The sequence below is a fragment of the Verrucosispora sp. CNZ293 genome (assembly GCF_002754655.1).
Window position 1 is genome coordinate 38884 of sequence record NZ_PEFR01000001.1, and the last position, 23351, is coordinate 62234.

Annotated in this window: 22 protein-coding genes and 1 pseudogene; 16 read left to right on the forward strand and 7 right to left on the reverse strand. The window is 73.2% G+C overall.

Features of this window, described 5'->3' with window-relative positions; translation table 11 throughout:
• Window positions 1-19: 19 nt before the first annotated feature.
• The 3 genes from CLT74_RS00185 to CLT74_RS00200 all read left to right on the forward strand — a co-directional run bounded on the left by CLT74_RS00185 (window position 20) and on the right by CLT74_RS00200 (window position 3689).
• Complete coding sequence (locus CLT74_RS00185) at window positions 20-1051, forward strand: hypothetical protein (protein ID WP_199172022.1); 1032 nt, start codon at window positions 20-22, stop codon at window positions 1049-1051.
• A 96-nt stretch (window positions 1052-1147) separates the two neighbouring features.
• Window positions 1148-2578, forward strand: a complete 1431-nt coding sequence (locus CLT74_RS00190; protein ID WP_099844728.1) for an AAA family ATPase — start codon at window positions 1148-1150, stop codon at window positions 2576-2578.
• A gap of 151 nt (window positions 2579-2729) precedes the next feature.
• Window positions 2730-3689, forward strand: coding sequence for a DUF2567 domain-containing protein (locus CLT74_RS00200; protein WP_486581851.1), 960 nt, complete (start codon window positions 2730-2732; stop codon window positions 3687-3689).
• Here the strand turns inward: CLT74_RS00200 and CLT74_RS00205 are convergent.
• Window positions 3601-4296, reverse strand: coding sequence for an LON peptidase substrate-binding domain-containing protein (locus CLT74_RS00205; protein ID WP_099844730.1), 696 nt, complete (start codon window positions 4294-4296; stop codon window positions 3601-3603). The two genes, CLT74_RS00200 and CLT74_RS00205, sit on opposite strands and share 89 nt — an antisense overlap.
• Before the next feature lie 107 nt (window positions 4297-4403).
• On the opposite strand from CLT74_RS00205, the gene hisD reads away from it, so the two are divergent.
• From hisD to hisF, 9 genes are all read left to right on the forward strand, one after another.
• Entirely contained in the window at window positions 4404-5723 is a 1320-nt protein-coding gene (gene hisD / locus CLT74_RS00210; RefSeq protein WP_099844731.1) for a histidinol dehydrogenase, read from the forward strand.
• Entirely contained in the window at window positions 5720-6841 is a 1122-nt protein-coding gene (locus CLT74_RS00215) for a histidinol-phosphate transaminase (protein ID WP_099844732.1), read from the forward strand. Before hisD ends, CLT74_RS00215 begins: the two co-directional genes overlap by 4 nt.
• Window positions 6838-7449, forward strand: a complete 612-nt coding sequence (gene hisB, locus CLT74_RS00220; RefSeq protein WP_099844733.1) for an imidazoleglycerol-phosphate dehydratase HisB — start codon at window positions 6838-6840, stop codon at window positions 7447-7449. The genes CLT74_RS00215 and hisB overlap by 4 nt, the downstream gene beginning before the upstream one ends.
• Before the next feature lie 34 nt (window positions 7450-7483).
• On the forward strand, window positions 7484-7657 hold the full coding sequence (locus CLT74_RS30580; protein WP_199172024.1) for a hypothetical protein: 174 nt from the start codon (window positions 7484-7486) through the stop codon (window positions 7655-7657).
• Window positions 7654-8325: an imidazole glycerol phosphate synthase subunit HisH gene (hisH, locus tag CLT74_RS00225; RefSeq protein WP_099844734.1), complete on the forward strand. Its 672-nt coding sequence runs from the start codon at window positions 7654-7656 to the stop codon at window positions 8323-8325. The genes CLT74_RS30580 and hisH overlap by 4 nt, the downstream gene beginning before the upstream one ends.
• Before the next feature lie 30 nt (window positions 8326-8355).
• Entirely contained in the window at window positions 8356-8676 is a 321-nt protein-coding gene (locus tag CLT74_RS00230) for a hypothetical protein (protein ID WP_099851021.1), read from the forward strand.
• 22 nt (window positions 8677-8698) lie between these two features.
• Window positions 8699-9424, forward strand: coding sequence for a bifunctional 1-(5-phosphoribosyl)-5-((5-phosphoribosylamino)methylideneamino)imidazole-4-carboxamide isomerase/phosphoribosylanthranilate isomerase PriA (priA, locus tag CLT74_RS00235; protein WP_099844735.1), 726 nt, complete (start codon window positions 8699-8701; stop codon window positions 9422-9424).
• A gap of 54 nt (window positions 9425-9478) precedes the next feature.
• The gene (locus CLT74_RS00240; RefSeq protein WP_099844736.1) at window positions 9479-10477 is read left to right on the forward strand and encodes an MDR family NADP-dependent oxidoreductase; all 999 of its coding nucleotides are present in this window, start codon (window positions 9479-9481) and stop codon (window positions 10475-10477) included.
• Between the two features lie 67 nt (window positions 10478-10544).
• The gene (hisF, locus tag CLT74_RS00245) at window positions 10545-11312 is read left to right on the forward strand and encodes an imidazole glycerol phosphate synthase subunit HisF (protein WP_099844737.1); all 768 of its coding nucleotides are present in this window, start codon (window positions 10545-10547) and stop codon (window positions 11310-11312) included.
• Window positions 11313-11367: 55 nt separating this feature from the next.
• On the opposite strand, the gene CLT74_RS00250 is transcribed toward hisF, so the two are convergent.
• Entirely contained in the window at window positions 11368-11829 is a 462-nt protein-coding gene (locus CLT74_RS00250; RefSeq protein ID WP_099844738.1) for a hypothetical protein, read from the reverse strand.
• Between the two features lie 143 nt (window positions 11830-11972).
• A complete protein-coding gene (yczE, locus tag CLT74_RS00255; RefSeq protein WP_099844739.1) occupies window positions 11973-12626 on the reverse strand; it encodes a membrane protein YczE in 654 nt (217 codons plus the stop codon).
• 58 nt (window positions 12627-12684) lie between these two features.
• Here yczE and yczR point away from each other — a divergent pair, with 58 nt between their 5' ends.
• Complete coding sequence (gene yczR, locus CLT74_RS00260) at window positions 12685-14142, forward strand: MocR-like transcription factor YczR (RefSeq protein WP_099844740.1); 1458 nt, start codon at window positions 12685-12687, stop codon at window positions 14140-14142.
• An 87-nt stretch (window positions 14143-14229) separates the two neighbouring features.
• Here yczR and CLT74_RS00265 read toward each other — a convergent pair whose 3' ends face one another.
• From CLT74_RS00265 to CLT74_RS00275, 3 genes are all read right to left on the reverse strand, one after another.
• The gene (locus CLT74_RS00265) at window positions 14230-16050 is read right to left on the reverse strand and encodes an AMP-dependent synthetase/ligase (RefSeq protein WP_099844741.1); all 1821 of its coding nucleotides are present in this window, start codon (window positions 16048-16050) and stop codon (window positions 14230-14232) included.
• A 141-nt stretch (window positions 16051-16191) separates the two neighbouring features.
• Complete coding sequence (locus CLT74_RS00270; protein WP_099844742.1) at window positions 16192-17130, reverse strand: terpene synthase family protein; 939 nt, start codon at window positions 17128-17130, stop codon at window positions 16192-16194.
• A gap of 122 nt (window positions 17131-17252) precedes the next feature.
• Window positions 17253-17882, reverse strand: a complete 630-nt coding sequence (locus CLT74_RS00275) for a TIGR03085 family metal-binding protein (protein ID WP_099844743.1) — start codon at window positions 17880-17882, stop codon at window positions 17253-17255.
• 162 nt (window positions 17883-18044) lie between these two features.
• Between CLT74_RS00275 and CLT74_RS00280 the strand changes: the two are divergent.
• From CLT74_RS00280 to CLT74_RS00290, 3 genes and pseudogenes are all read left to right on the forward strand, one after another.
• Window positions 18045-19912: pseudogene (locus CLT74_RS00280) on the forward strand (ABC transporter ATP-binding protein).
• Window positions 19913-20082: 170 nt separating this feature from the next.
• Window positions 20083-21867: an ABC transporter ATP-binding protein gene (locus tag CLT74_RS00285; protein ID WP_099844744.1), complete on the forward strand. Its 1785-nt coding sequence runs from the start codon at window positions 20083-20085 to the stop codon at window positions 21865-21867.
• 64 nt (window positions 21868-21931) lie between these two features.
• Window positions 21932-22663, forward strand: a complete 732-nt coding sequence (locus CLT74_RS00290; RefSeq protein ID WP_099844745.1) for a DUF2470 domain-containing protein — start codon at window positions 21932-21934, stop codon at window positions 22661-22663.
• Between the two features lie 55 nt (window positions 22664-22718).
• Here the strand turns inward: CLT74_RS00290 and CLT74_RS00295 are convergent, their stop codons facing one another.
• On the reverse strand, window positions 22719-23315 hold the full coding sequence (locus CLT74_RS00295) for a TetR/AcrR family transcriptional regulator (protein WP_099844746.1): 597 nt from the start codon (window positions 23313-23315) through the stop codon (window positions 22719-22721).
• Between the last annotated feature and the right edge of the window lie 36 nt (window positions 23316-23351).

Genomic DNA, 23351 nt, shown 5'->3' on the forward strand with positions numbered 1-23351 from the left:
ACCGACGAGGGGACCGCCCGTGCGCGCCGGCGATCTGCTGCGGAAGTTGGACCAGCGACTGCTGCCCCGCCTCGCGGCCACGGTGACCCGGCTGGGCCACGGTCCGAGCCGTACTCCGCTGCTCGGCTGGGTGGCGATGCTGTCGTGCGCCACGGTGCTGGCCACGGCGGTGCTCGCCACCGGTGGCCCACCCGTGCCGGATCGCACGGTCGGTGAGGTGACCCGGGTGGGCGTGGTCGAGGGCGACTCCATCCCCCGTTACGAAGCGGCTGCCGCCGCCGACCTGGCCGCGTTGGCCGGCCGGTCGCTCGGCGACGGCACGTACGCTCTGGTCTCGCTCAACGAGTACCTCACCCCGGCCCGGCTCGCCGCGGTGGTCGGCGACGTGGGAGTCGCTGTCGTGTTCGGCCGGGTGCCGCTGCCGGAGCGGCAGACCGAGATCGTCCGCATTCCGGCCCAGCGGGTACCGGAGGACGTGACGGCCGGGATGGTCAAGCTCGCAGACCGTAAGGAGCGGGAGGCCGCCGACTACCGCGCCCGGGCCACCGCGTTGGGCGGCGGTGGGCCACAGGAACGCGAACTGCGCGAGCTGTATCTCAGCGGCGCCCGGGTCGCGGCGGCGGAGGCGGCCGCGTACCGCTCCGAGTGCGCCTGTCTGTACGCGCTCGTGGTGCGCGCCGAACCGACAAAGCTACGTGGCGTGGCGGCCCGGTCCGGGGTGCGGGTGGTGGATCCGGCTCCGGAGGTCCGGCGGTTGGAGCGGACGGTGTTCACCCCACCGCTGCCCGAGCAGCGGGACGTGGTCCGGCCGCCGGTGGATCGGACGGCCACACCGGACCCGACCGTGAGCCCGACCGCCACCGCCACCGCCGCTGCCACCGCCAGCCCGCCCACGCCGGCACCGACCGTGGCGGACCGCTCGCCAGTGCCGCAGGTGACGGATTCGTCACCGTCACCGGCACCGCCGTCGCCCGCCCTCTCGACGTCGACCTGGACGCCGTCCACCTCGGCGGACATGGTCGACGAGGATGATCCAGAGCCGACACCGTGACGGTTGTCGACACATCCGGTTGCCGCCCGGTGTGGCCTCAATAGGCTTTCGTTCGTAGCCTGTCAGACGGAGACCGTAGCGCTGGGGAGGCGATCCGTGGAGGGCAGCGAGACCGGTTGGGGACGACCCGCCGAACCGGCACCGCGGTGGCGGGCGCTGCTCGACCGAGCCCGCCTCGGCGGTCGCAACGCGGAGCCGCCCGCCACCGAGCGGCGGGCCGAGGAGCCGCCGCCAGGGCCACCGTCACCCGAGCCGTTGCCGCGACGGGGGCCCGGCACCGGCTACGCGGGGCGGGTGCCAGCCGTCGGGCAGCCGGCGGACCGGCCGTACGGCGAGGAGCCCGCCTACCGGGCCGAACCCGCGTACCGGGTCGACCCGGCGCGCCCCGCCCAGCCGTACCGGGGACAGCCGGGGCCGCCGCCGTACCCGGCGGTACCGGAGCCGCGCCGGCCGGAGCCGGTCGAGTCCCGGTACACCCTGTTGGACAACGGCTACCGGCACGCCGCGCCACCGCTGGAGTCCCGGTACGCCCTGCTGGACAACGGCGGCTACCAGCCACCCGCCGCGGCGGTCGCGCCGCCGGCCGTGGCCCCACCGGCTCCGGCGTCGCCGGCACCGTTGCCGGCTGTGGTGCCTCCGGTGCCGCCACCGGCTGTGGCGCCGCCGGCCGTGGCCGGCCGCCCCGGGCGCATCGAGTGGCGGGCGCAGAGCGCCGGCAGCGATCTCGAACGGGCCGCCGCGGCGCTCCGGCGCGATCTGGGCACCCCCCGGGTGATCGCCTTCGCCAACCCCAAGGGCGGCGTGCACAAGACGACCGCCACCGTGCTGGCCGCGGCCACCGTCGGCAGCGTACGCGGCCGGGGTGTGCTGGCCTGGGACGACAACGAGTTGCGCGGCACGCTCGGGCTGCGCGCCGGCAGCGCCCGGCACGCCCGCACGATCCGGCACCTGGTGGCCGATCTCGTCCAGATCGAGATCCGGGAGGGCGCCGAGCTGTTGGAGATCCTGGACGACTACCTGCGGCACGCCTCCGACGGGTCGTACGACGTGCTCGCCGGTGAGGAGAGCCCCCGGTTCGCCCAACGACTGGACCAGTTCACCGTCAAACGGGTGCTGGAACTGCTGCGCCGCACCCACGACGTGATCTGCGTGGACACCGGCAACAACGTGGAGAGCCCGAACTGGCGCACCGTCATGCAGGCCGCCGACCAACTGGTGGTCACCACGGTGCCGCGCGAGGACGCCGCGTTCAGCGCGGACTGGATGCTCGACCTGCTGCACGAGGAGGGGATGGGTGAGCTGGCCGACAACGCCGTCACTCTGATCTCCTGCCCGACCCCCGGTCGGTTGCCGTTGCAGAGCGATCTGGAGAAGCACTTCGCCACCCGGACCCGGGCGGTGACCGTGGTGCCGTACGACCCGGCCCTGGAGACCGGATCGTCGATCGAGTACCACCAGCTCCAGGGCGACACGCGGCAGGCCTGGCTGCGGGCGGCCTCGACGATGCTGGAGCCGTTCGGCCGCTGACCGCATCCGGGACACCGGCCGTCTGCTGCCGGTGTCGGACGGTGTCGCCCTCGGCGAGGTGCCGCGGTGTGATCGGGTGCCAGGTGGCCCGCGGCCACCTGGCACCGCGACACGGTGTACGACCGATGCGGGTAGCTGCGAGGATCATCAGGTGAGCCCGACCACCCCCGCCGCCGAACCGCCCGCACGGCCCCCGGCGGCCCTCCCGACCGACCCGACGACGCAGGCCACCGAGCCCGCCGGGCCGTCCACCGAGCCCGCCGGGCCGTCCACCGAGCCCGCCGCGTCGTCCACCGAGCCCGCCGGGCCGGCAGCCGAGTCGACAAGCACGCCGGCGACCGTGGCCGAGGCGTCCTCCACCGAGGCCGCCGGGCAGCCGGGAAGGCGTGGCCGAACAGCGGCGTTCGGGGTGGCGACGGTGCTGGTGATGGGCCTGCTGGGGGCGCCGCTGGGGTGGCTCTGGGCGGCGATCGCGCCGGACACGCCGGTCGTCAAGAGCGCCGACGGCGCGGTCTACGGCCAGGCGCAGCCGGAGCAGCCGATCGCCGCCGACGGGTGGTTCAGCCTGCTCGGGCTGGCGTTCGGGGTGCTCGGCGCGCTCGCCGTGTGGTTCCTGCTGCGTCGCCACCGGGGACCGGTCGGGCTGGTCGTCGCCGCGGCCGGTGGGCTCGCCGCGGCGCTTGTCGCCTGGCAGGTGGGGCGTCGGGTCGGCCTGGCCGGCTACCAGCGACTGCTGGAGACCGCACCCGACGGCACCCGCTTCAGCAAGCCGGCCGACCTGCGGGCCGGCGGGATCGAGCTGTACCTCGACGTGCTGCCGGTGCCCTACGGCAACGTGCTGCTGCCGGCGTTCGCCGCCGCGGTGACGTACACCCTGCTGGCCGGCTGGTCGCGGTGGCCGTCGCTGCGGCCGGAGCCGGAGCCGGACCTGGCCTGGCTCGCCGCGCAGCCGCCAGCGGCTCCGAAGCTGGACGGGGCCGGGCCCGGGCCGCAGCCGCCGCCCTCCCCGGCGGCGGGAGACGTCAGTTCGGGGTCGGCGGGGGAGTCGCCAGCTCCGCCAGCGGCACCGGAACCGCCCGCACCTGGCGCAGCAGAGCCGCCTCGCGGTTGAGCAGGTGCAGCTCGGCGCGGAGTCGGGCCGCCGTGCTGTCGATGGCGAGCAGTCGCTGACGGTCGGCCACCGTCAACGCCGCGGTCGCGGCGACGAGATGGGACAGCACCGTCGGGTCCTCGGGTAACTGCTCGGTCAGCTGACCGGCCTCGGCCCGGATCAGGCCCAGGTACTGCCGGAAGACGGCGATCACCCGGGCGGCCAACAGGTCGGCGGTCTCGTCCGGGCCGTCCGGCTCGGGCAGCCACTGCACCTCGGCGGTCAGGTACGGCGCGGAGTCGCGGTCGACGTCACCCACCCGGAACCGTCGCCGCCCCACGGTGACGATGTCGTAGCCACCGTCCTCCAACTCGGTGACCTGCCGCAGCTCGGCCGTGCAGCCGACCTCGTGCAAGGTGACCTCCGCCGCACCTGACACGTCGGCACCGGCGGCGACCTCCCAGCCGCTGCGGATGGCCACCACCCCGAACTCGCGCGGTGCGCCCTCGGGCAGCGCCATCAGGTGCCGGACCAGCGCCCGGTACCGCTCCTCGAAGATGTGCAGCGGCAGTACCAGCCCCGGGAAGAGCACCGTGGCGAGCGGGAACACCGGCAGCCGTGCGGTCACGTGATCAAGCGTAGCCCGATCGGCGGGCGCGGGCGTGTCCCGGCTCACCGTCCCGGACAACGGGCGGCGCCGGTCGGCCCGGCGGACGGCCGCCTAGACTCGCAGGCGTGTTGAACCGGATCGACCTGCGCGGTGGCGCGCGTGACCCGCGCCACCTGCTGCCTCGCGCCCAGCTCGACGTCTCGGTGGCGGTCGAGCGCATCCGCCCGATCGTCGCGGCGGTGCGCGAGCATGGATATCCGGCGGTCCGCGAGGCCAGTGAACGGTTCGACGGGGTCGCCCCGGAGACGCTGCGGGTGCCCGCGGCGGCCATCGCGGCGGCGGAAGGCACGCTGGACGGCCAGGTCCGGGCGGCGTTGCTGGAGTCGATCGCCCGGGCCCGGCGGGTGCACGCCGATCAACGACGGGTCGACCACACCACCCAGGTGGTGCCGGGCGGCACGGTCACCGAGCGGTGGATCCCGGTCGACCGGGTCGGCCTCTACGTTCCCGGTGGGCTGGCGATGTACCCGTCGACGGTGGTGATGAACGTGGTGCCCGCCCAGGCGGCAGGCGTCCGGTCGCTGGTGGTGGCCAGCCCGCCGCAGAAGGACAACGGCGGTCTGCCCGATGCCCGGGTGCTCGCCGCCTGCGCGTTGCTCGGTGTCGACGAGGTGTACGCCGTCGGCGGTGCCCAGGCGGTGGCGATGCTGGCGTACGGCTGCGCCGTCGACGCCGCCGGCAGCGGGCACTGCGCCCCGGTGGACGTGATCACCGGCCCGGGCAACATCTGGGTCACCGCCGCGAAGCGGCTGCTGCGCGGGGTGGTCGGCATCGACGCGGAGGCCGGCCCGACCGAGATCGCGATCCTGGCCGACGACACCGCCGACCCGGTGCACGTCGCCGCCGACCTGATCAGCCAGGCCGAGCACGACCCCCTCGCGGCAAGCGTGCTTGTCACCCCGTCGGTCGCGCTGGCCGACGCGGTGGACCGGGAGCTGGCCCGACTGGTGCCGGCCACCAAGCACGCCGAGCGGGTCGGCACCGCGTTGGGCGGCGAGCAGAGCGGTGTGGTGCTTGTCGACGACCTGGCGGCGGGGCTGCGGGTGGTCGACGCGTACGCGGCGGAGCACCTGGAGATCCAGACGGTGGACGCCCGTCAGTGGGCGATGCGGGTACGCAACGCCGGAGCGGTCTTCGTGGGCGCGTACTCGCCGGTGTCGCTCGGCGACTACTGCGCCGGCTCCAACCACGTGCTGCCCACCGGTGGGTGCGCCCGGCACTCGTCCGGGCTGTCGGTGCAGTCGTTCCTGCGCGGCGTGCACGTGGTGGAGTACACCGAGCAGGCGCTGCGGGAGGTCGCCGGCCACGTGGTGACGCTGGCGAACGTGGAGGACCTGCCGGCGCACGGCCAGGCGGTCACCGCCCGGTTCGGGGCCACCCCATGATCGGGCTGGCCGACCTGCCGATCCGTGACGAGCTGCGAGGGCTGTCGCCGTACGGCGCGCCGCAGCTGGACGTGCCGGTGCGGTTGAACACGAACGAGAACTCCCACCCGCTGCCGGAGGCGGTGGCCGAGGCGATCGGCAAGGCTCTCACCGCGGAGCTGCGCGACCTCAACCGCTACCCCGACCGGGACGCGGTGGCGTTGCGGGCCGACCTGGCCGGGTATCTCGGCCACGGGCTCACCGCCGACGGGGTGTGGGCGGCCAACGGTTCCAACGAGGTCCAGCAGCAGCTGCTCCAGGCGTTCGCCGGGCCGGGACGCAGCGCGCTCGGGTTCACTCCGGCGTACTCGATGCACCCGCTGCTGGCGCTCGGCACCGGCACCCGGTGGGTACCGGCCCGGCGGGGGGCCGACTTCGCGCTGACCGCCGACGAGGCGGTCGCGCAGGTCCGCGAGCATCGGCCGGACGTGGTCTTCCTCTGCTCGCCGAACAATCCCACGGGCACCGCGCTCGACCCGGCGGTGATCGCCGCGGTGCTCGACGTGGCACCCGGCATGGTGGTGGTCGACGAGGCGTACGCGGAGTTCGCCCGCCCGGGCACGGTGAGCGCCGTGGCGGTGCTGCCCGGACACCCACGGCTGGTGGTGACCCGGACGATGAGCAAGGCGTTCGGGTTCGCCGGTGGCCGGCTGGGCTACCTGGCGGCCGATCCGGCGGTGGTGGCGGCGGTGCAGCTGGTCCGGCTGCCGTACCACCTCTCCGCGCTCACCCAGGCCGCCGCGCGGGCCGCGCTGGCGCATCGCGACGCCCTGCTCGGCACGGTCGCCGAGATCGCCGAACAGCGCGACCGCATCGTCACCGAGCTGCGCCGCCGTGGCCTGCGGGTCGCCGACAGCGACGCGAATTTCGTGTTGTACGAGGTGGGTGGCGACCAGGCGGTCGCCTGGCGGTCGCTGCTGGCGCACGGTGTGCTGGTACGCGACGTGGGCCTGCCCGGCTGGCTTCGGGTCACCGCGGGCACCCGCGCCGAGACCGACGCCTTCCTCGCCGCCCTGGACAGCACTCGACGCGAGGGCTCCATCGCCCCGCAGCCGCGACCGACGAAAGGCAAATCATGAGCCGGACCGCCCGGGTGGAGCGGATCACCAAGGAGACCAAGGTCCTGGTCGAGGTCGACCTGGACGGCACCGGAGTGGCCGAGATCAGCACCGGGGTCGGTTTCTACGACCACATGCTGCACCAGATCGCCCGGCACGGTGGTTTCGACCTGACCGTGCGTACCGTCGGTGACCTGGAGATCGACGCGCACCACACGATGGAGGACACCGCGCTGGCCCTCGGTGCCGCGTTCGACCAGGCGCTGGGCGACAAGGCGGGCATCCGCCGGTACGGTTCGGCCACCGTGCCGATGGACGAGGTGCTGGTCCGGGCGGCCGTCGACCTCTCCGGCCGGCCGTACGTGGTGCACGACGAACCGCCCCTGGCGCCGTACATCGGCCCGGTGTACCCGACAAGCATGACCCGGCACATCTGGGAGTCCTTCGGTCAGGCGGCCCGGATCACCCTGCACGTGGACGTGCTGCGGGCGGCCCGGCCTGGTGGCCATCCGGACGCCCACCATGTGGTCGAGGCGCAGTTCAAGGCGGTGTCCCGGGCGCTGCGCGAGGCCACCGCCGTGGACCCGACGGCCGGCGGGGCGATTCCCAGCACCAAGGGGGCGTTGTGACAGGCCCGGGTGCGGCGCGACGGAGGTGTCGCCGATGAGCGGCATCCTGCCCACCCTGCTGCTGATCCTGGCCGGCGTGCTCGTCGGTGGGGCGCTGTCGCTGCACCGGCAGGGGGCGCCCCGGAGCGCGGTGGTCGTCACCGCGTTGCTGGCCGTGCTGGCCACCGTCGCGGGCGTGCTCTGGCTGCTGCCGGGAGACGGGTCATGACCGGCCGTGCCGGCGGCGGGGCCCGGCCCGGTGGGCGGCGACGCGTGGTCGTGCTCGACTACGGCTCCGGCAACCTGCGCTCCGCCGAGCGGGCGCTGGCCGCGGCCGGAGCCGACGTGCTGGTCACCGGTGATCTCGCCGCCGCCGCCGACGCCGACGGTCTGGTGGTTCCCGGAGTCGGGGCCTTCGCCGCCTGCGTGGCCGGCATCGAGGCGATCGGCGCGGGTCCGGTGATCGCCGGGCGGGTCGCTGCGGGCCGTCCGGTGCTGGGCATCTGCGTGGGCATGCAGATCCTCTTCGAGTCCGGCGACGAGCACGGGGTGGTCACCAAGGGGCTGGGCCTGCTGCCCGGCACGGTCACCCGGCTCGCCGCCGCCCGGCTGCCGCACATGGGCTGGAACACCGTGCAGGCACCTGTCGGCTCGACGCTCTTCGCCGGGCTGCCTGCCGACAGCCGGTTCTACTTCGTCCACTCGTACGGTGTCGGCGACGCCGCCGCGCTCACCGCCTCCGGGGCGCGGGTGACCACCGCCCACCATGACTGTGACTTCGTCGCGGCGGTGGAGCGGGGCGCCTTGTCGGCCGCCCAGTTCCACCCCGAGAAGTCCGCCGACACCGGCGCCGCGTTGCTGCGCAACTGGCTGGCCACGGTGCCCGCCGGTGGCTGAGCCGATGGGTGACCCCCGTAGGGAGCGATGGTGAGCAGGGAACGGGCCCAGCGTCGGGCGGCCCGCGAGGCCGAGGCGGCCCGGCAGCGGGTGCTGCGCGAGCGCGCCACCGCCCGTCGGGCACGGCGTCGGGCGCTGGTCCGCCGGGTGGTGCCGACGGTGCGCCGGGGCCGGACGGGCCGACTGCCCCGATACTCCCGGGGCGAGCGGGCCGCCATCGTGGCGCTCACCCTGGCCGCGATCACCCTCATCTGGGTGCTCGTGCCCGACCTGGCGTTGCGCGTCGGGCTGATCCTGCTGTTGCTGCTCGTCCTGCCGGTGATCGTGGTGATCGCCCTGGACCGTCGTTGACCATGCGAGAGGGACAAGTCACATGAGCCTCACCCTGTTGCCCGCCGTGGATGTCGTCGACGGCCAGGCCGTCCGCCTCGTGCAGGGCGCCGCCGGCAGCGAGACCGCCTACGGCGACCCGCTGGAGGCCGCGCTGGCGTGGCAGCGGGACGGTGCCGAGTGGCTCCACCTGGTCGATCTCGATGCCGCGTTCGGTCGGGGCAGCAACGCCGAACTGCTCGCCGAGGTGGTCCGCCGCCTCGACGTACGGGTGGAACTGTCCGGCGGTATCCGGGACGACGCCTCGCTGCGCGCGGCGTTGGCCACCGGCGCCGAGCGGGTGAACATCGGCACCGCCGCGCTCGAGGATCCGCAGTGGTGCGACCGGATCTGCGCGGAGTACGGCGACCGGGTCGCGATCGGGCTGGACGTGCGCGGTCGGACCCTGGCGGCCCGGGGCTGGACCCGCGATGGCGGCGACCTGTACGAGGTGCTGGAGCGGCTCGACAAGGCGGGCGCCTCGCGGTACGTGGTCACCGACATCACCAAGGACGGCACCATGCGGGGACCGAACCTGGACCTGCTGCGCGAGGTGTGCGCCCGTACCGACGCTCCGGTGATCGCGTCCGGTGGAGTCTCCACCCTGGACGACCTGCGGGCGCTGGCCGCCCTGGAGTCGGTGGGCGTGGAGGGGGTCATCGCCGGCAAGGCGCTCTACGCGGAGGCGTTCACCGTGGCCGAGGCGCTGGCGGTCCTCGCCAACCCGTGATCCGGCTCCGGCCCGGCCGCGTCATCGTCCCGACGGCAGAGGAAGGACACTCCCGTGCCCACCAATCGTGAGATCCAGCTGGCCTCGCGCCCGCGGGGCTGGCCCACCGAGGACAATTTCCGGCTCGTCACCGCCGAGGTGCCCACGCCGGGCCCGGGGCAGCTGCTGGTGCGCAACCAGTACATGTCGGTGGACCCGTACATGCGTGGGCGGATGAACGACGTGCGGTCCTACGTGCCGCCGTTCGCCCTGGACGCACCGTTGGACGGCGGGGCGGTCGGCGAGGTGGTCGGCGGCGAGGTCGACGGGTTCGCCCCGGGCGACGTCGTGCTGCACGGCCTCGGCTGGCGGGACTACGCGCTCGTCGAGGCGAAGGCCGCCCGGAAGGTCGAGCCGGGTCTCGCGCCGGTGACCGCGTACCTCGGTGTGCTCGGCATGACCGGGTTGACCGCGTACGCCGGGCTGCTGGAGGTGGCCGCGATGCGCGAGGGCGAGACGGTCTTCGTCTCCGGCGCGGCCGGCGCGGTCGGCAGCATGGTCGGCCAGATCGCGCGGCTGCGCGGTGCGGGCCGGGTGGTCGGCAGCGCCGGGTCGGCGGCGAAGGTCGAGCGACTGCTGGCGCTCGGCTTCGACGCCGCGTTCGACTACCACGACGGCCCGGTACGTGACAGCCTGCGGGCCGCCGCCCCGGACGGCGTCGACGTCTACTTCGACAACGTCGGCGGCGAGCACCTGGAAGCCGCGATCTCGTCGATGAACCTGCACGGTCGGGCGGCGATCTGCGGCATGATCGCGCACTACAACGACACCGAGGCGCCGGCCGCGCCGCGCAACCTGGCGCAGCTCATCGGCAAGCGGCTGACCCTGCGCGGTTTCCTGGTCAGCGATCACAACCACCTGCGGGATCAGTTCGTCCGGGAGGTCTCCGGCTGGCTGCGGGAGGGCACGCTGTCCTACGACGAGACGATCGTCGACGGGCTGGAGAACGCCCCGGCGGCCTTCCTCGGCCTGCTGCGGGGGGAGAACCTCGGCAAGATGCTGGTGCGTCTGTGACCGGCGGCGCACGCCGTCGGCCCGGTGGGGCCGGCAGGCGGCGTACCGGCGGCGATAGGCTCGGCACATGACGGTGGCGGTGCGGGTGATCCCCTGTCTCGACGTGGACGCGGGACGGGTGGTCAAGGGCGTCAACTTCGTCGACCTGCGGGACGCGGGCGATCCCGTCGAGCTGGCCGCCGCGTACGACCGGGCGGGCGCCGACGAGTTGACCTTCCTCGACGTCACCGCCTCCAGCAGTGACCGGGGCACGATGCTCGACGTGGTCCGGCGTACCGCGGAGTCGGTCTTCATTCCGCTGACCGTCGGCGGTGGTGTGCGGACGGTGGCGGACGTGGACACGCTGCTGCGCGCCGGCGCTGACAAGATCGGGGTGAACACGGCCGCGATCGCCCGGCCGGAGCTGCTCGCCGAGATCGCGGAGCGGTTCGGCCGGCAGGTGCTGGTGCTCTCGCTCGACGTGCGGCGGGCGCCGGTGGGCACCACCCCCAGCGGCTTCGAGGTGACCACCCACGGCGGCCGGCGCGGCACCGGCCTGGACGCCGTGCAGTGGGCGCGGCGCGGCGCCGAGCTGGGGGCCGGCGAGATCCTGCTCAACTCGATGGACGCCGACGGCACGAAGGCCGGCTTCGATCTCGAACTCATCGGCGCGGTGCGCCGGGTCGTCGACGTTCCGGTGGTGGCCAGCGGCGGTGCGGGTGCGGCGGCCCACTTCCCGCCGGCGATCGGTGCCGGCGCGGACGCGGTGCTCGCCGCCAGCGTGTTCCACTTCGGGGAGCTGACCGTGGCGGAGGTCAAGGACGTGCTGCGCGGCGCCGGTCACCCCGTCCGCTGAGGCCGGCGGGGCGCTGCCGCCTGTGGGGGTGCGGGCGTGGCCGACGGCGCTGCGCTCAGCCGCGGCCGGAGTGCCCCTCCGGGGAGCGTCGGGGCATCGGGATGAACCGGACCAGGTACTCCTGAACGGCGGCGGCGTGCTCCTGCTCGTCGAGGTGCCAGTCCGCGGTGCCCGGCGCGTGCCGCCGGCTGAGCACGCCCTGCACGGTGTCGACGGTGGTGGCCAGCCCGGCGCTGGGTCGGGAGCGCCACAGGTGCTCGCCGTCGGGGGTGAGCCGGAACCAGCCGTCGGAGACGTCGACCAGCCCGGCGCCGAGCAACCGGCGGATCGCTTCCTCGATGTCGTGTCGCTCGGGAATGCTCTGGTCGAGATGGTCGGCCGTGGAGAGCACGTCGGCGAGGCGTACCCCCTCGGGGCGGCGGGTGGTCGTGGACCGTCGGTGGCGTCCGGCGCCGCTGGCGATCACCAGCGATACGAAGATCCATGCGTCGGTGCGACGCCAGGCGTTGTCCCCCATGCGGAGATTCTGCCGGGCGACCCGGCTTCAGGAAAACACCGATCGTCGCACTGCGACAGTGAGTGGCGTCATGAATGCCGACAGTCGATGCGGCTGGACGGGGCGCACCGGATCCGGTATGAGTCGGTGGCGCTGGGTGGTCGTCAGGTGGCCGGGGCCGGCGTGATCCGTTCCGGTGCCGGGGGGTTGGGTTCGGCGACGTCGAACAGCGGCAGGAACAGCTGGGCCAGTGGCCCGATGCTCAGCGCGTAGGCGACGGTGCCGATGCCGACCGTGCCGCCGAGCACCGCTCCCACCGCCAGCACGCCGATCTCGATGACGGTGCGGATCAGGCGGAGCGACCGGTTGGGGTGGCGGGCGACCAGGCCGGTCATCAGCCCGTCCCGGGGGCCGGGTCCGAGTCGGGCACCGAGGTAGAGCGCGGTGGCCGCGCCGTTGCCGACGATCCCGGCGACCAGCAGGACGATCCGCAGCGGAAGTGGCCCCCCGGGTGGCAGCAGGGCCAGGGTCGCGTCGACCGCCAGGCCGATCACCACGACGTTGGCGACGGTGCCGAGGCCGGGGCGTTGGCGCAGTGGGATCCAGGCCAGTAGCACCAGTGCGCCCACCGCGATGACCATGGTGCCCATGCTCAGGCCGGTGAGCCGGGACAACCCCTGGTGGAAAACGTCCCACGGGTTCAGCCCGAGCCCGGAGCGGATCATCAGGGCCATGCTGAAGCCGTAGAGGACGAGCCCGACGAACAGGTGCGTCAGCCGTCGGACCGGCCGGTGCCGGAGGTTGCCAATCATTGCCACGCATGCCACTGTAGGTGCCAATTGCGCTCACGATAGAGCCAATATTGGGAGAGTGGCCATGGTGAGTCAGGTGCGCGGGGTCCAATTGGCCCGGCTACTCGGGCAGTGGCACGCCCTGCCCGGTCGGCGACGCAGCCCCGACTACGCGGCACTGGCCGGCGCGGTACGCGGTCTGCTCGCCGATGGGCGGCTACCTCTCGGCGTGCGTCTACCGGCCGAACGGGACCTGGCCGAGGCGCTGCGGATCAGCCGTACCACGGTCACGGCCGCGTACCGCGAGCTGCGCGACAGCGGGCACCTGGCCAGCCGCCGAGGCGCCGGAAGCTGGACGATGCTGCCGGGGACGCACCGGGTGGCGCCCAACGGGCTCTGGATCCCGCTGGACGACCGGGACATGCTCGACCTCGGGGTGGCCGCGCTGGCGGCCCCGCCTGAACTGCTGCCGGCGGCCCGCGCGGCGGCGGAGGACCTGCCCCGCTACCTCAACGGCGCCGGGTACCACCCGATCGGGATCATCGAGCTGCGGGAGGCTATCGCCCAGCGGTACACCGAGCGGGGTCTACCCACCTCGCCCGACCAGATCATGGTCACCAACGGCACGCAGCACGCCCTGGACCTGGTGCTGCGGCTGGCCCTCGCCCCGGGTGGCGGGGTCCTTGTCGAGTCGCCGAGCTACCCCAACGCGCTCGCGGCGCTCGCCGCCCGCCGGGCCCGGATCACCACGCACGGCCTGGCCGCCGACGCCGACGGCTGGGACGCGGATCTGCTGCTGGGCACCCTGCGGCAGGTGCGCCCCCGGGTCGGGTACCTGATCCCCGACTTCCAGAACCCGACCGGGCACCTGATGCCGGCGGAGCTGCGCGAGCGGCTGGTGGCCACCGCGCACGCGGTCGGCACCGATCTCGTCATCGACGAGTCGTTCGTGGACCTGCCGCTGGACGGGACCGACCTGCCGCCGCCGACGGCCAGCTTCGACAGGCACTCCCGGGTGGTGAGCATCGGCGGCATGAGCAAGCCGTTCTGGGGCGGGCTGCGGATCGGCTGGATCCGCAGCTCGGCGCCGCAGGTGCAGCGGCTGGCCGCGGCGCGGGTGGGTGTCGACATGTCCAGCCCGGTGCTGGATCAACTGGTCGCGGTGCACCTGCTGGATGTCGCGCCGGCAATCGTGGCCGCCCGGCGGACACAGTTGGCCGTGCAGCGGGACGCGTTGCTCGGCGCGCTGGCCGCCCGGCTGCCCGAGTGGCGGGTCACCATGCCGCGTGGCGGGGTGACGCTCTGGGCCGAGCTGGACGGCCCGATCTCCAGCGCGCTGGCGCGGGCCGCCGAGGAGGTGGGCGTACGGCTGGCGCCCGGGCCGCGCTTCGGCCTGGACGGCACGCTTGAGCGTTTTCTGCGGTTGCCGTTCACCCTGCCCGTCGCCGACCTGGTCGAGGCCGTCGGGCGGATCGCGGCGGTTCGCTACGACCTGGACCGGGCGGGGCAGCCCCGCTGGCGGGAGCCGAGCGTCATCGCCTGAACAGGTGACTCGCCACTGCCCGTGGCGCGACACGGATCGGCCCCGCACCCGGGGGAGGGACGGGTGCGGGGCCGAAGCGGTGGGCTGTCAGATCTCAGCGACGGTGCCGACGTACATCTTGTCGATCTCGTCGGAGAAGTTGTTCTCCACGCCACGGCGCTTGATCTTCAGCGACGGGGTGATCTCGCCGTCCTCGATGGTCAGGTCACGCGGCAGGATGGTGACCTTCTTGATGGTCTCCCAGCGGTTCAGCTTCTGGTTGAGCTGGGCGACGTACTCCTCCACCATGGCCTGGGCCTCGGGCGAGGCGACGATCTCGGCGTACGGGCGGCCCTCCAGCGGGGTGCCGGCGGCCCAGCCGGTGATGGCGTCCGGGTCCAGCGTCACGAGCATCGTGCAGTAGTTGCGGGCCTGGCCGATCACCACTGCCTGCGAGGTGTACGGGCAGGTGGCCTTGAACATGCCCTCGATGTGCGACGGTGCGACGTACTTGCCGCCGGAGGTCTTGACCAGGTCCTTCTTGCGGTCGGTGATGCGCAGGTAACCGTCGTCGTCGAGGCTGCCGATGTCACCGGTCCGGAAGAAGCCGTCCTCGGTGAAGGCGGCGGCGGTCTCCTCGGGCAGGTTGTGGTAGCCCCGCATCACCGGCCGGCCCTTGAGCAGGATCTCGCCGTCGGTGTCGATGCGGCACTCGAGGTCGCCCATGGCCTTGCCGACGGTGCCGATCCGCAGCCCGTCGGGCGGGTTGACGAAGTTGCCCGCGCTCGTCTCGGTCAGCCCGTAGCCCTCGGAGATCGGCAGGTTCGCCGCGGCGAAGAAGGTGGCGATCTCCGGGCTGAGCGGAGCGGCGCCGGAGACCAGCACCCGGATCCGGCCACCGAGCCGGGCCTGGAGCTTGCTGAAGACCAGCTTCTCCGCCACCGTGTACTTGAGCTTCAGCCCGCCCGGCACCGGCTTGCCGGCCTGCTCCAGGGCGACCTTCTCCTTGCCGACGCCAACTGCCCAGGCGAAGATCTTGGCCTTCGCCCCGCCGGCGTCCTGCGCGGTCGTGACCGACTTGTTGTAGACCTTCTCGTAGACGCGCGGTGCGCCGCACATCAGCGTCGGGCGGACCACCGAGAGCAGTTCGACGAGCTTGTCGACCCGGCCGTCCACGTACGTGGGCAGGCCGACGTGGGTGGCGCCGCAGAGCAGCGTCTTGCCGAACGAGTGGGACAGCGGCAGCCAGAGGTACTGCAGGTCGTCCTCGCGGAGCAACCCGACCGCCTCCTGAGCCACACCCTCCCAGCACCAGCCGCCGTGCAGCAGCTCGACGCCCTTGGGACGGCCGGTGGTGCCGGAGGTGTAGATCAGAGTGGCCAGGTGGTCCGGGCCGATACCGGCGACCAGGCGCTCGATCAGCTCCGGGTCCTCGGCGAGCCGCTGGGCACCCTGCTCCTCCAGTTGCGCGAGGGTCAGCTGGGGCACGGCAGCGGACGGGTCGGGGGCACCGTCGAAGAGGACCACGTGGGTCAGCGCGGGCAGTTGCGCCCCGGCGATCTTCGCCGCCTGGTCCGGGTTCTCCGCGAACAGCACCTTGGAGCCGGAGTCGGCGATGATGTAGGTGGCGTCCTCGGGCTCCGTGGTCGGGTAGACCGTGGTCGTGGCGCCGCTGGCGCACATGATGCCGAAGTCGGCGATCACCCATTCGAGGCGGGTGTTCGCCAGGATCGCGACCCGGTCCTCCTGACCGACGCCCAGGCCGTGCAGGCCGGCGGCGATCGCCTTGGCCCGCTGGGAGACCTGTTCCCAGGTCAGCCAGACCGGTCCGGCCGAGCCGGGGTGGGCGAAAGCATGGCGGTCGGGGGTCGCCGCCACACGCTTGAGGAACATGTCAGGAATGGAGCTGTACGGTACATCGAGAGCCATCGCTGTAGCCGCCTTCGGGGGTGGAGGCGTGACGGTCGTCACGGTCGGTGTTCGTTACCGAAGGGTATTGCCTGTCCCCGGGCGTCGGCTAGCCCTGACGATCATCGACCAGCCCGTTCCCCCGGAAATGGCACCTTCGGCTCACGCGTAGCGCGCTGCGGCCCGTGACCAGTCGTAGGTGGCCCGGATCCAGTTCCGCCGGGTGTCCAGCGCCGCGCGTACCGCGTCGCCGTGGCTCGCCAGCAGCTTGCTCTCGGCCGCCAGGTACGCGCCGAGTCGGTCGTTGAACCGGTCGGCGGCGATTCGCAGCGCCACCGACTCGTCGCCGGTCTCCCTGGTCAGGACCGTGATCAGGTTGTGCGCGTCCGGCCCGCCGTGGTGCTCCTTGCGGTAGGAGAAGACATCGTTGCACCAGCAGATCAGGTCGGCGGCGAGCATCTCCAGGGCGGCCCAGCCGGGATCGGCCCGGCGTACGGCGGGCGGAAAGCCGTCGAGGGCCAGGTCGGTCAGGGTCAGACTGGGGTACACGGCGCCTGTGTGCCGGCGCATCTGCACGTACTCGTCGACCGGCGGCACCCGTTCGTGTTCCCGGTTCGCCGCCTCCCACAACAGCGCGAGCAGGTACTCGCGCATCCCGGCGACGAACCGCAGCAGCACCGCCGGGCGTCGGTGGCCGCGTACCCGCTGGCACAGGTCGGCCAGGCCGAGCGCCAGCGTCCCGGCGGGGCCGGGCGGCACCGGGCCCGCCGCGCCCTGGCGGTCCAGCACGTCCAGCAGGGCGGCCACGGTCGGCGCCAGCCGGGTCGGCTCGGCGCCCAGTCCGTCCTCGTCGCAGGCGTCATCCATCACGAAGAGCCAGGAAATCAGGTCGGTGAGCAGGCGTAGGCGTTCCAGCGGGGCCTGCGGGCAGGCCCGTCCGGCGAGACCTGCGGCGTCCGCCCGGTGCAGCCGTTGCCCGTTACTGATCAGGCCAAGCTCCTGCGCCCAGTCGGCGCTCTCCCGGGCCACGCGTTCGGTGTCATCGTGTCGGACACCAGTGAACGGGGGCTCGCGCAGGGCCGAGACCACAAAGCTTCGCATCGCGCTCCCTGTCGCCGCCCCCCACGAGGCGGCGCGGGTCAGCGTACGGGAGCACCGATGGTGGTCGGTCGATGAACCGAGTAACGTTTCGGATTTCGCCGTGACCGGTTCCGCACAGACGGTTAGAAGCCCAGGTTGGCGGCGCGGAGCCGGTCGGCTGATGCCGGGGCGCCGTCGAGTTGCACCCGCGCCGCGCGCTGCCGGCCGGACAGGAACAAGGCCAGCTCGCCGGGCGTGCCGACCAACCGCAGCGGTTCGCCGCCACGGCCGGTGGCCACCTCGCCGTGGCCGGGAGCCTGGACCAGCATCTGGGCGGGAAAGCGGCGCAGGGCCAGCCGGCCGAGGGTGGACACCCGTCGCCACAACGCCCGCTCCAACCCCATTGGCAACTCGCGGGGCTGCCAGCCGGCCCGGGCCCGGCGGACGTCCTCGTGATGGATGAAGAACTCGAGCGTGTTGGCCAGCTCGTCGGTGACCGGGTTGCTCACCGGGCTCCACAGCGGAGGACGTCGCACCTGGCTGAGCAGCTCGGTCCAGTCGAGGGCGGCGACCTGGCGTCGGACCCGTTCGGCGTACCCGGTCAGCGGTGGCAGGAAGATGCCCGTCGCGGCGTCCGGGCGGCGCTCCCGGACCACCAGGTGTGCGGCGAGGTCACGGGTGGTCCAACCCTCGTTGAGGGTCGGGGCGTCGGGGCCCAGGGTGGACATCAGCTCGGTGAGCGCCTCGCGCTCCGATCGGGCGTACCGCGGCATGACAGTGATCGTAAGCCGGTGCGGACGAGGCCGCGTCCCGAGCGGGGCGAGCGGGGCGATCCGGCTCGCGGGTGACGTCGGACATATTGCCGCGGGTCGGCGTACCGGGCGCGTAGCGGTAAGGATGAGGGAGGATTATGGCGGCTTACGGCGGGGGAGAATGTGGCGAGCGGGACTAGTCGGGACGTGCTCGGTCGTGGGCTGACCGTCCTCGGGCGGGCCATCCGGGAACAACCGAGGATCTTCGCGGTCGCCGTGACCGGCAGCGTGCTGTTCGGCCTGATGGTGGTCGCCAGCGCGTTCGTGGTCGGCGCGGTGGTCGGTGAGGTGGTGGTGCCGGCCGTGGAGACCGGTTCGGTGCCGGTGGGCGCGCTGGCGCTGGCCGCCGCGGCGCTGCTCGGGTTGAGTGTGCTGCGGGTGGTCGGCATCTTCGGTCGACGGCTCGGTGCCGGCTACATGCAGTTCCGCCTCCAGGCCGCCTACCGCCGCCGGGTCACCCGCCGTTACCTGGAGCTGCCCCTGTCCTGGCACCACCGCAACGCCACCGGCACGCTGTTGTCCAACGCCAACTCCGACGTCGAGGCCGCCTGGCAGCCGATCGCGCCGCTACCCTTCGCGGTGGGCACGCTTGTGATGCTCGTCGGCGCCGTGGCGTCGCTGTTCGCCGTGGACTGGGCGCTGGCGCTTGTCGGGTTGGCCGTGTTCCCGGCGCTGTTCGCGCTCAACGTGGCGTACTCCCGTCGGATGGCCCCCGTCAGGCGCGGGCGCAGCGCCTGCGCGCCGAGGTCAGCGGTATCGCGCACGAGAGCTTCGACGGCGCCCTGGTGGTCAAGACGATGGGTCGGGAGGCCCAGGAGACCGCCCGCTTCGCGGCCCGGGCCGGCGAGTTGCGAGACGCGTTGATCTCGGTTGGTCGGCTCCGGGGCGTGTTCGACCCGCTGCTGGAGACGCTGCCCAGTCTCGGCACCCTCGCGGTGCTGGTGGTCGGTGCGTACCGGCTGCGACAGGGCGCGATCGAGGTGTCCGAGCTGGTCAGCGTGGCCTTCCTGTTCACCGTGCTGGCCTTCCCGGTGCGGGCGATCGGCTGGGTGCTGGCCGAGCTGCCGCGCAGCGTCGCCGGCTGGGACCGGATCCGCCGGGTGCTCGACGCCACCGGCGAGATGCCGTACGGCGACATCCGGCCGGACCCGGCCGTGACGACGCCGGCCACGCTCACCTTCGCCGACGTCGGCTTCGCCTACGAGCCCGCCGAGGCGCACCTGCCCGGCGCCGAGGTGCTGGGCGAGGTCTCCTTCACCGTGCCGGCCGGAAAGACGGTCGCCCTGGTCGGGCCGACCGGTGCCGGCAAGTCCACGGTCACCGCGTTGGCGGTCCGGCTCGTCGATCCGCACTCGGGCACGATCAGCATCGACGGGGTGGACGTCCGGGACCTGGCCGCGGACGTGCTCGCCGGCACCGCCGCGCTCGTCGCCCAGGTGCCGTTCGTCTTCGACGACACCGTGCGGGCCAACGTCTCGCTGGACCGGCCCGGCGTCGACGACGAGGCGGTCTGGGCCGCCCTGCGGCTGGCCGAGGCCGACGGGTTCGTCGCCGCGCTGCCCGACGGGCTGGACACCATGGTCGGCGAGCGGGGCACCTCGCTCTCCGGCGGCCAGCGGCAGCGACTCACCCTGGCCCGGGCGTTGGCGGGTCGCCCCCGCCTGCTGGTGCTCGACGACGCGACAAGCGCTGTCGACCCCCGGGTGGAGGCCGCCATCCTGGCCGGGCTGCGCTCGTCGGCCGGCGGCGGTCCGGGCGCGTCGATCCTGGTGGTGGCCTACCGGCGGGCGACCATCGCCCTCGCCGACGAGGTCATCTACCTGGAGCAGGGGCGGGTGGTGGCGCGGGGCACGCACACCACGCTGCTGGCCACCGTGCCGGGCTACGCCGATCTCGTCACCGCCTACGAGCAGGCCGAGGTTGACCACGACCGGCAGCGCACGTACGACGAGGTCACCCCGATGACCTCCGGACTGGAGGTGGACCGGTGAGCGCGAGGAGTGAGCTTGCGAGCCCCGCAGTCGCGAACGAAAGGCGGATCCGGTGAGCGCGAGGAGTGAGCTTGCGAGCCCCGCAGTCGCGAACGAAAGGCGGATCCGGTGAGCGCGAGGAGTGAGCTTGCGAGCCCCGCAGTCGCGAACGAGAGGCGGATCCGGTGAGTGTGGGCTCGGTACGGGTCGACGAGGCGCCCGAGCGGGCCGAGTCGACGTGGCGGACGCTACGTCGGGGGCTGGCGCTCTCCCCGGAGCTGCGGGTCGGGCTGGCCGGCACGCTCGGCCTGGCGCTCGTGTACATGATCGGCCGGGTGGCCGTGCCGGTGGCGGTGCAGCAGGGCATCGACCGGGGCATCACCGGTGGGCTGAACCTGGACGCGTTGTTCGTTGTGGTCTCGGTCACCGCGGCGGTGCTTGTGGTGACCACGACCTGCGGTTACCTGATGATGCGCCGACTGTTCACGGTCAGCGAGACGGCGCTGGCGGGGGTGCGGGTACGCGCCTTCCGGCACGTGCACGACCTGTCGATGCTGCACCAGCAGTCGGAGCGGCGGGGCTCGCTCGTCTCCCGGGTGACAAGTGATGTCGACCAGATCACCCAGTTCCTCCAGTGGGGCGGGGTGATCCTGCTTGTCAACCTGGGTCAGTTGGCCGTCACCACGGCCGTGATGCTGGCGTACTCGTGGCAGTTGACGCTCGTGGTCTTCGCCGCCTTCGGGCCGGCGGTGCTGGTGATCCGGCTGCTCCAGCGCCGGCTCGCCGCCGCGTACGGGGTGGTCCGGCAGCGCACCGGCGCTCTGCTGGGGGCGGTCGGGGAGAGCGTGGTCGGCGCGCCGGTGATCCGCGCGTACGGCATCGCGGGGCGGACCGCCCGCCGGTTGGACGAGGCGATCGACGGTCAGCGGCGGGCCCAGCAGAAGGCGATCCGGATCAGCATCCTCGGCAGTTCGGTAGGTGAGCTGGCCGCCGGGCTGGCGTTGGCCGGGGTGGTGGTGCTCGGGGTGTTCCTCGGTGCCGACCGGACGCTGAGCATCGGTGAGGTCACCGCGTTCCTGTTCCTGGTGACGCTGTTCATCCAGCCGGTGCAGATCGCCACCGAGGTGCTCAACGAGGCGCAGAACGCGATAGCCGGCTGGCGTCGGGTGCTCGACGTGTTGGACGTCGAACCGGACGTGGCGGATCCCGGAGCGCAGGGGCGCGAGCTGCCCACCGGGCCGTTGGACATCCGCTTCGGCGGGGTGCGTTTCGCCTATCCCGGCGGGCCGACCGTGCTGCACGACATCAGCCTGGAGATTCCGGCGAAGAGCCGGGTGGCGGTGGTCGGCGAGACGGGTAGCGGCAAGACCACCTTCGCCAAGCTGGTGACCCGGCTGATGGACCCGACGGCCGGCGCGGTGCTGTTGTCGGGGGTGCCACTCACCGACGTGCGTTTCGACTCGCTGCGGTCCCGGGTGGTGATGGTTCCGCAGGACGGCTTCCTGTTCGACGCCACGGTGGCCGACAACGTCCGCTTCGCCCGTCCGGAGTTGACCGATGAGCAGCTCACCGCCGCGTTCACCGAGCTGGGTCTGGCCGACTGGTTGGACGGGCTGCCCGCCGGGCTGGCGACCGGGGTGGGTGAGCGTGGTGAGGCGCTGAGCGTGGGGGAGCGTCAGTTGGTGGCGCTGGCCCGGGCGTACGTGGCCGACCCCGACCTGCTGGTGCTGGATGAGGCGACGAGTGCTGTGGACCCGGCCACCGAGGTGCGGTTGCAGCGCACGCTGGACGCGGTGACCCGGGGCCGGACCACCCTGGCGATCGCGCACCGGCTGTCGACGGCGCAGAACGCCGACGAGGTGATCGTGGTGGACCGGGGGCGGATCGTGCAGCGTGGCTCGCACGACGAGCTGGTCCGCGAACCGGATTCGGTGTACGGGCTGCTCTACGCCTCGTGGCTTGAGCAGACCCGGTAGACGACACGGGGCCGATGCCATACCCTCCGAGTTAGGTAAGCCTAACCTCAAAGGAGGTCGTGTCATGCGGCCCAGCCCCGCTGAGATCGTCCGGACCCTGGTGGCGGGCCGGCTGCCCGGCCTCGTCCACCTGGCCTGCCGGCCCGGTCTGCACCACGTACGCCACGCCACCGATCCCGAGGGGCGGGTGCTGCTGCTGGTGCCGGTGGTCAGCGATCTCGCGGCGGCGCTTTGTCCCGGCACCGACGCCCGGGCCGTCGCGGTGGTGCTCGACGTGCTCGACCTGCCGCCCGCCGCCGGGGCGCCGTCACTCGGCCGGGCCCTGGTCTCCGGTTGGGCCCGTCGGTTGGTCGGCGACGAGGCACGCGCCGCCGCTGTGGACTTCGCCGCGGTCGAGCCCACCGGCGACCTGCTGGACGTCGGCACCCGCTTCCAGCTGTTCCGGTTCGAGGTGGCCGAGGCGCGCTGGCACCGGGCCGGCGACCTGCGCCGGATCGACCCCCAGGCGTACGCGGAGGCCGAGCCGGATCCGTTGCACCCGGTCGAGGCGGGGCTGCTCACCCACCTGGGCGAGAACCACGCTCGGCGAATGACCGACTACCTGCGCCGGCAGCTCGGCCTGGCCGCCGGTCCGGCCGAGCACGCGCCGCGCGTCGAGCGGATCGACAGGTACGGGATGCTTGTGACCTTCGGCCGACCGGGCGCCCGGCGACGGGCCCGACTCGCCTTCGGGCGACGGCTGGCCGACCAGGCGGAGCTGACCCGACTGCTGCACCCGGTGTTCTGCGCGGGCTGACCCACCGTCCCGCGGGTCTCCGCCGGTCGCCGCGGTCCGTCGGGTCTGCGCCCGGTCAACCGGCGAGGTCGCCGGTGAGATAGCGATGCACGGTCGGGCCGACCGTGGCGATCAGGGTGTCCGGCGCGACGGAGGCGACCGGCTCCAGCCGGATCACGTAGCGCATCAGTGCCAGCCCGACGAGCTGGCTGGCCACCAGCGACCCGCGCAGCGGCACCTCGGCCGGGTCGACGTCGAGCTGGTCGAGGACCCGGCGCAGCACCTGGGTGGTGAGGAACTCGCGCAGCAGCCGGGCGGTCCACTCGCTGCTGACCGCGGAGCGCAGCAGGGCCACCCCGGCGGCGCCGGCCGGCGAGTCCCACACCGTGACGAACATGCGTACCAGCCGCTCGCCGAGGCCGTCACGGTCACCGGCGAGCACCTTCGGCAGCAGTTCCCGGGGGTCCACCGGAAACCGCATGGCGGCCAGGAAGAGCTGCTCCTTGGTGCCGAAGTAGTGGTGCACCAGGGCCGGGTCGACCCCGGCGGCGGCGGCGATGGCCCGGATGGTGCTGGCGTCGAAGCCGCGTTCGGCGAATGTGGACCGGGCCGCCTCCAGGATCGTCTCCCGGGTGCCGGGGTTACCGGGTCGCCGACCGCTACGCCGTACCATCGCTCTCCCTCGCTCCGTTCCGACGGCCGGGCCTGT

Coding starts and splice junctions, on each gene's coding strand:
- hisH (WP_099844734.1), top strand. CDS start 7,654: ATGACCGGCCGTGCCGGCGGCGGGGCCCGGCCCGGTGGGCGGCGACGC.
- yczR (WP_099844740.1), top strand. CDS start 12,685: ATGGTGAGTCAGGTGCGCGGGGTCCAATTGGCCCGGCTACTCGGGCAG.
- priA (WP_099844735.1), top strand. CDS start 8,699: ATGAGCCTCACCCTGTTGCCCGCCGTGGATGTCGTCGACGGCCAGGCC.
- hisB (WP_099844733.1), top strand. CDS start 6,838: ATGAGCCGGACCGCCCGGGTGGAGCGGATCACCAAGGAGACCAAGGTC.
- CLT74_RS00275 (WP_099844743.1), bottom strand. CDS start 17,882: ATGCCGCGGTACGCCCGATCGGAGCGCGAGGCGCTCACCGAGCTGATG.
- CLT74_RS30580 (WP_199172024.1), top strand. CDS start 7,484: ATGAGCGGCATCCTGCCCACCCTGCTGCTGATCCTGGCCGGCGTGCTC.
- CLT74_RS00250 (WP_099844738.1), bottom strand. CDS start 11,829: ATGGGGGACAACGCCTGGCGTCGCACCGACGCATGGATCTTCGTATCG.
- CLT74_RS00290 (WP_099844745.1), top strand. CDS start 21,932: ATGCGGCCCAGCCCCGCTGAGATCGTCCGGACCCTGGTGGCGGGCCGG.
- CLT74_RS00215 (WP_099844732.1), top strand. CDS start 5,720: ATGATCGGGCTGGCCGACCTGCCGATCCGTGACGAGCTGCGAGGGCTG.
- CLT74_RS00270 (WP_099844742.1), bottom strand. CDS start 17,130: ATGCGAAGCTTTGTGGTCTCGGCCCTGCGCGAGCCCCCGTTCACTGGT.
- hisF (WP_099844737.1), top strand. CDS start 10,545: ATGACGGTGGCGGTGCGGGTGATCCCCTGTCTCGACGTGGACGCGGGA.
- CLT74_RS00295 (WP_099844746.1), bottom strand. CDS start 23,315: ATGGTACGGCGTAGCGGTCGGCGACCCGGTAACCCCGGCACCCGGGAG.
- CLT74_RS00265 (WP_099844741.1), bottom strand. CDS start 16,050: ATGGCTCTCGATGTACCGTACAGCTCCATTCCTGACATGTTCCTCAAG.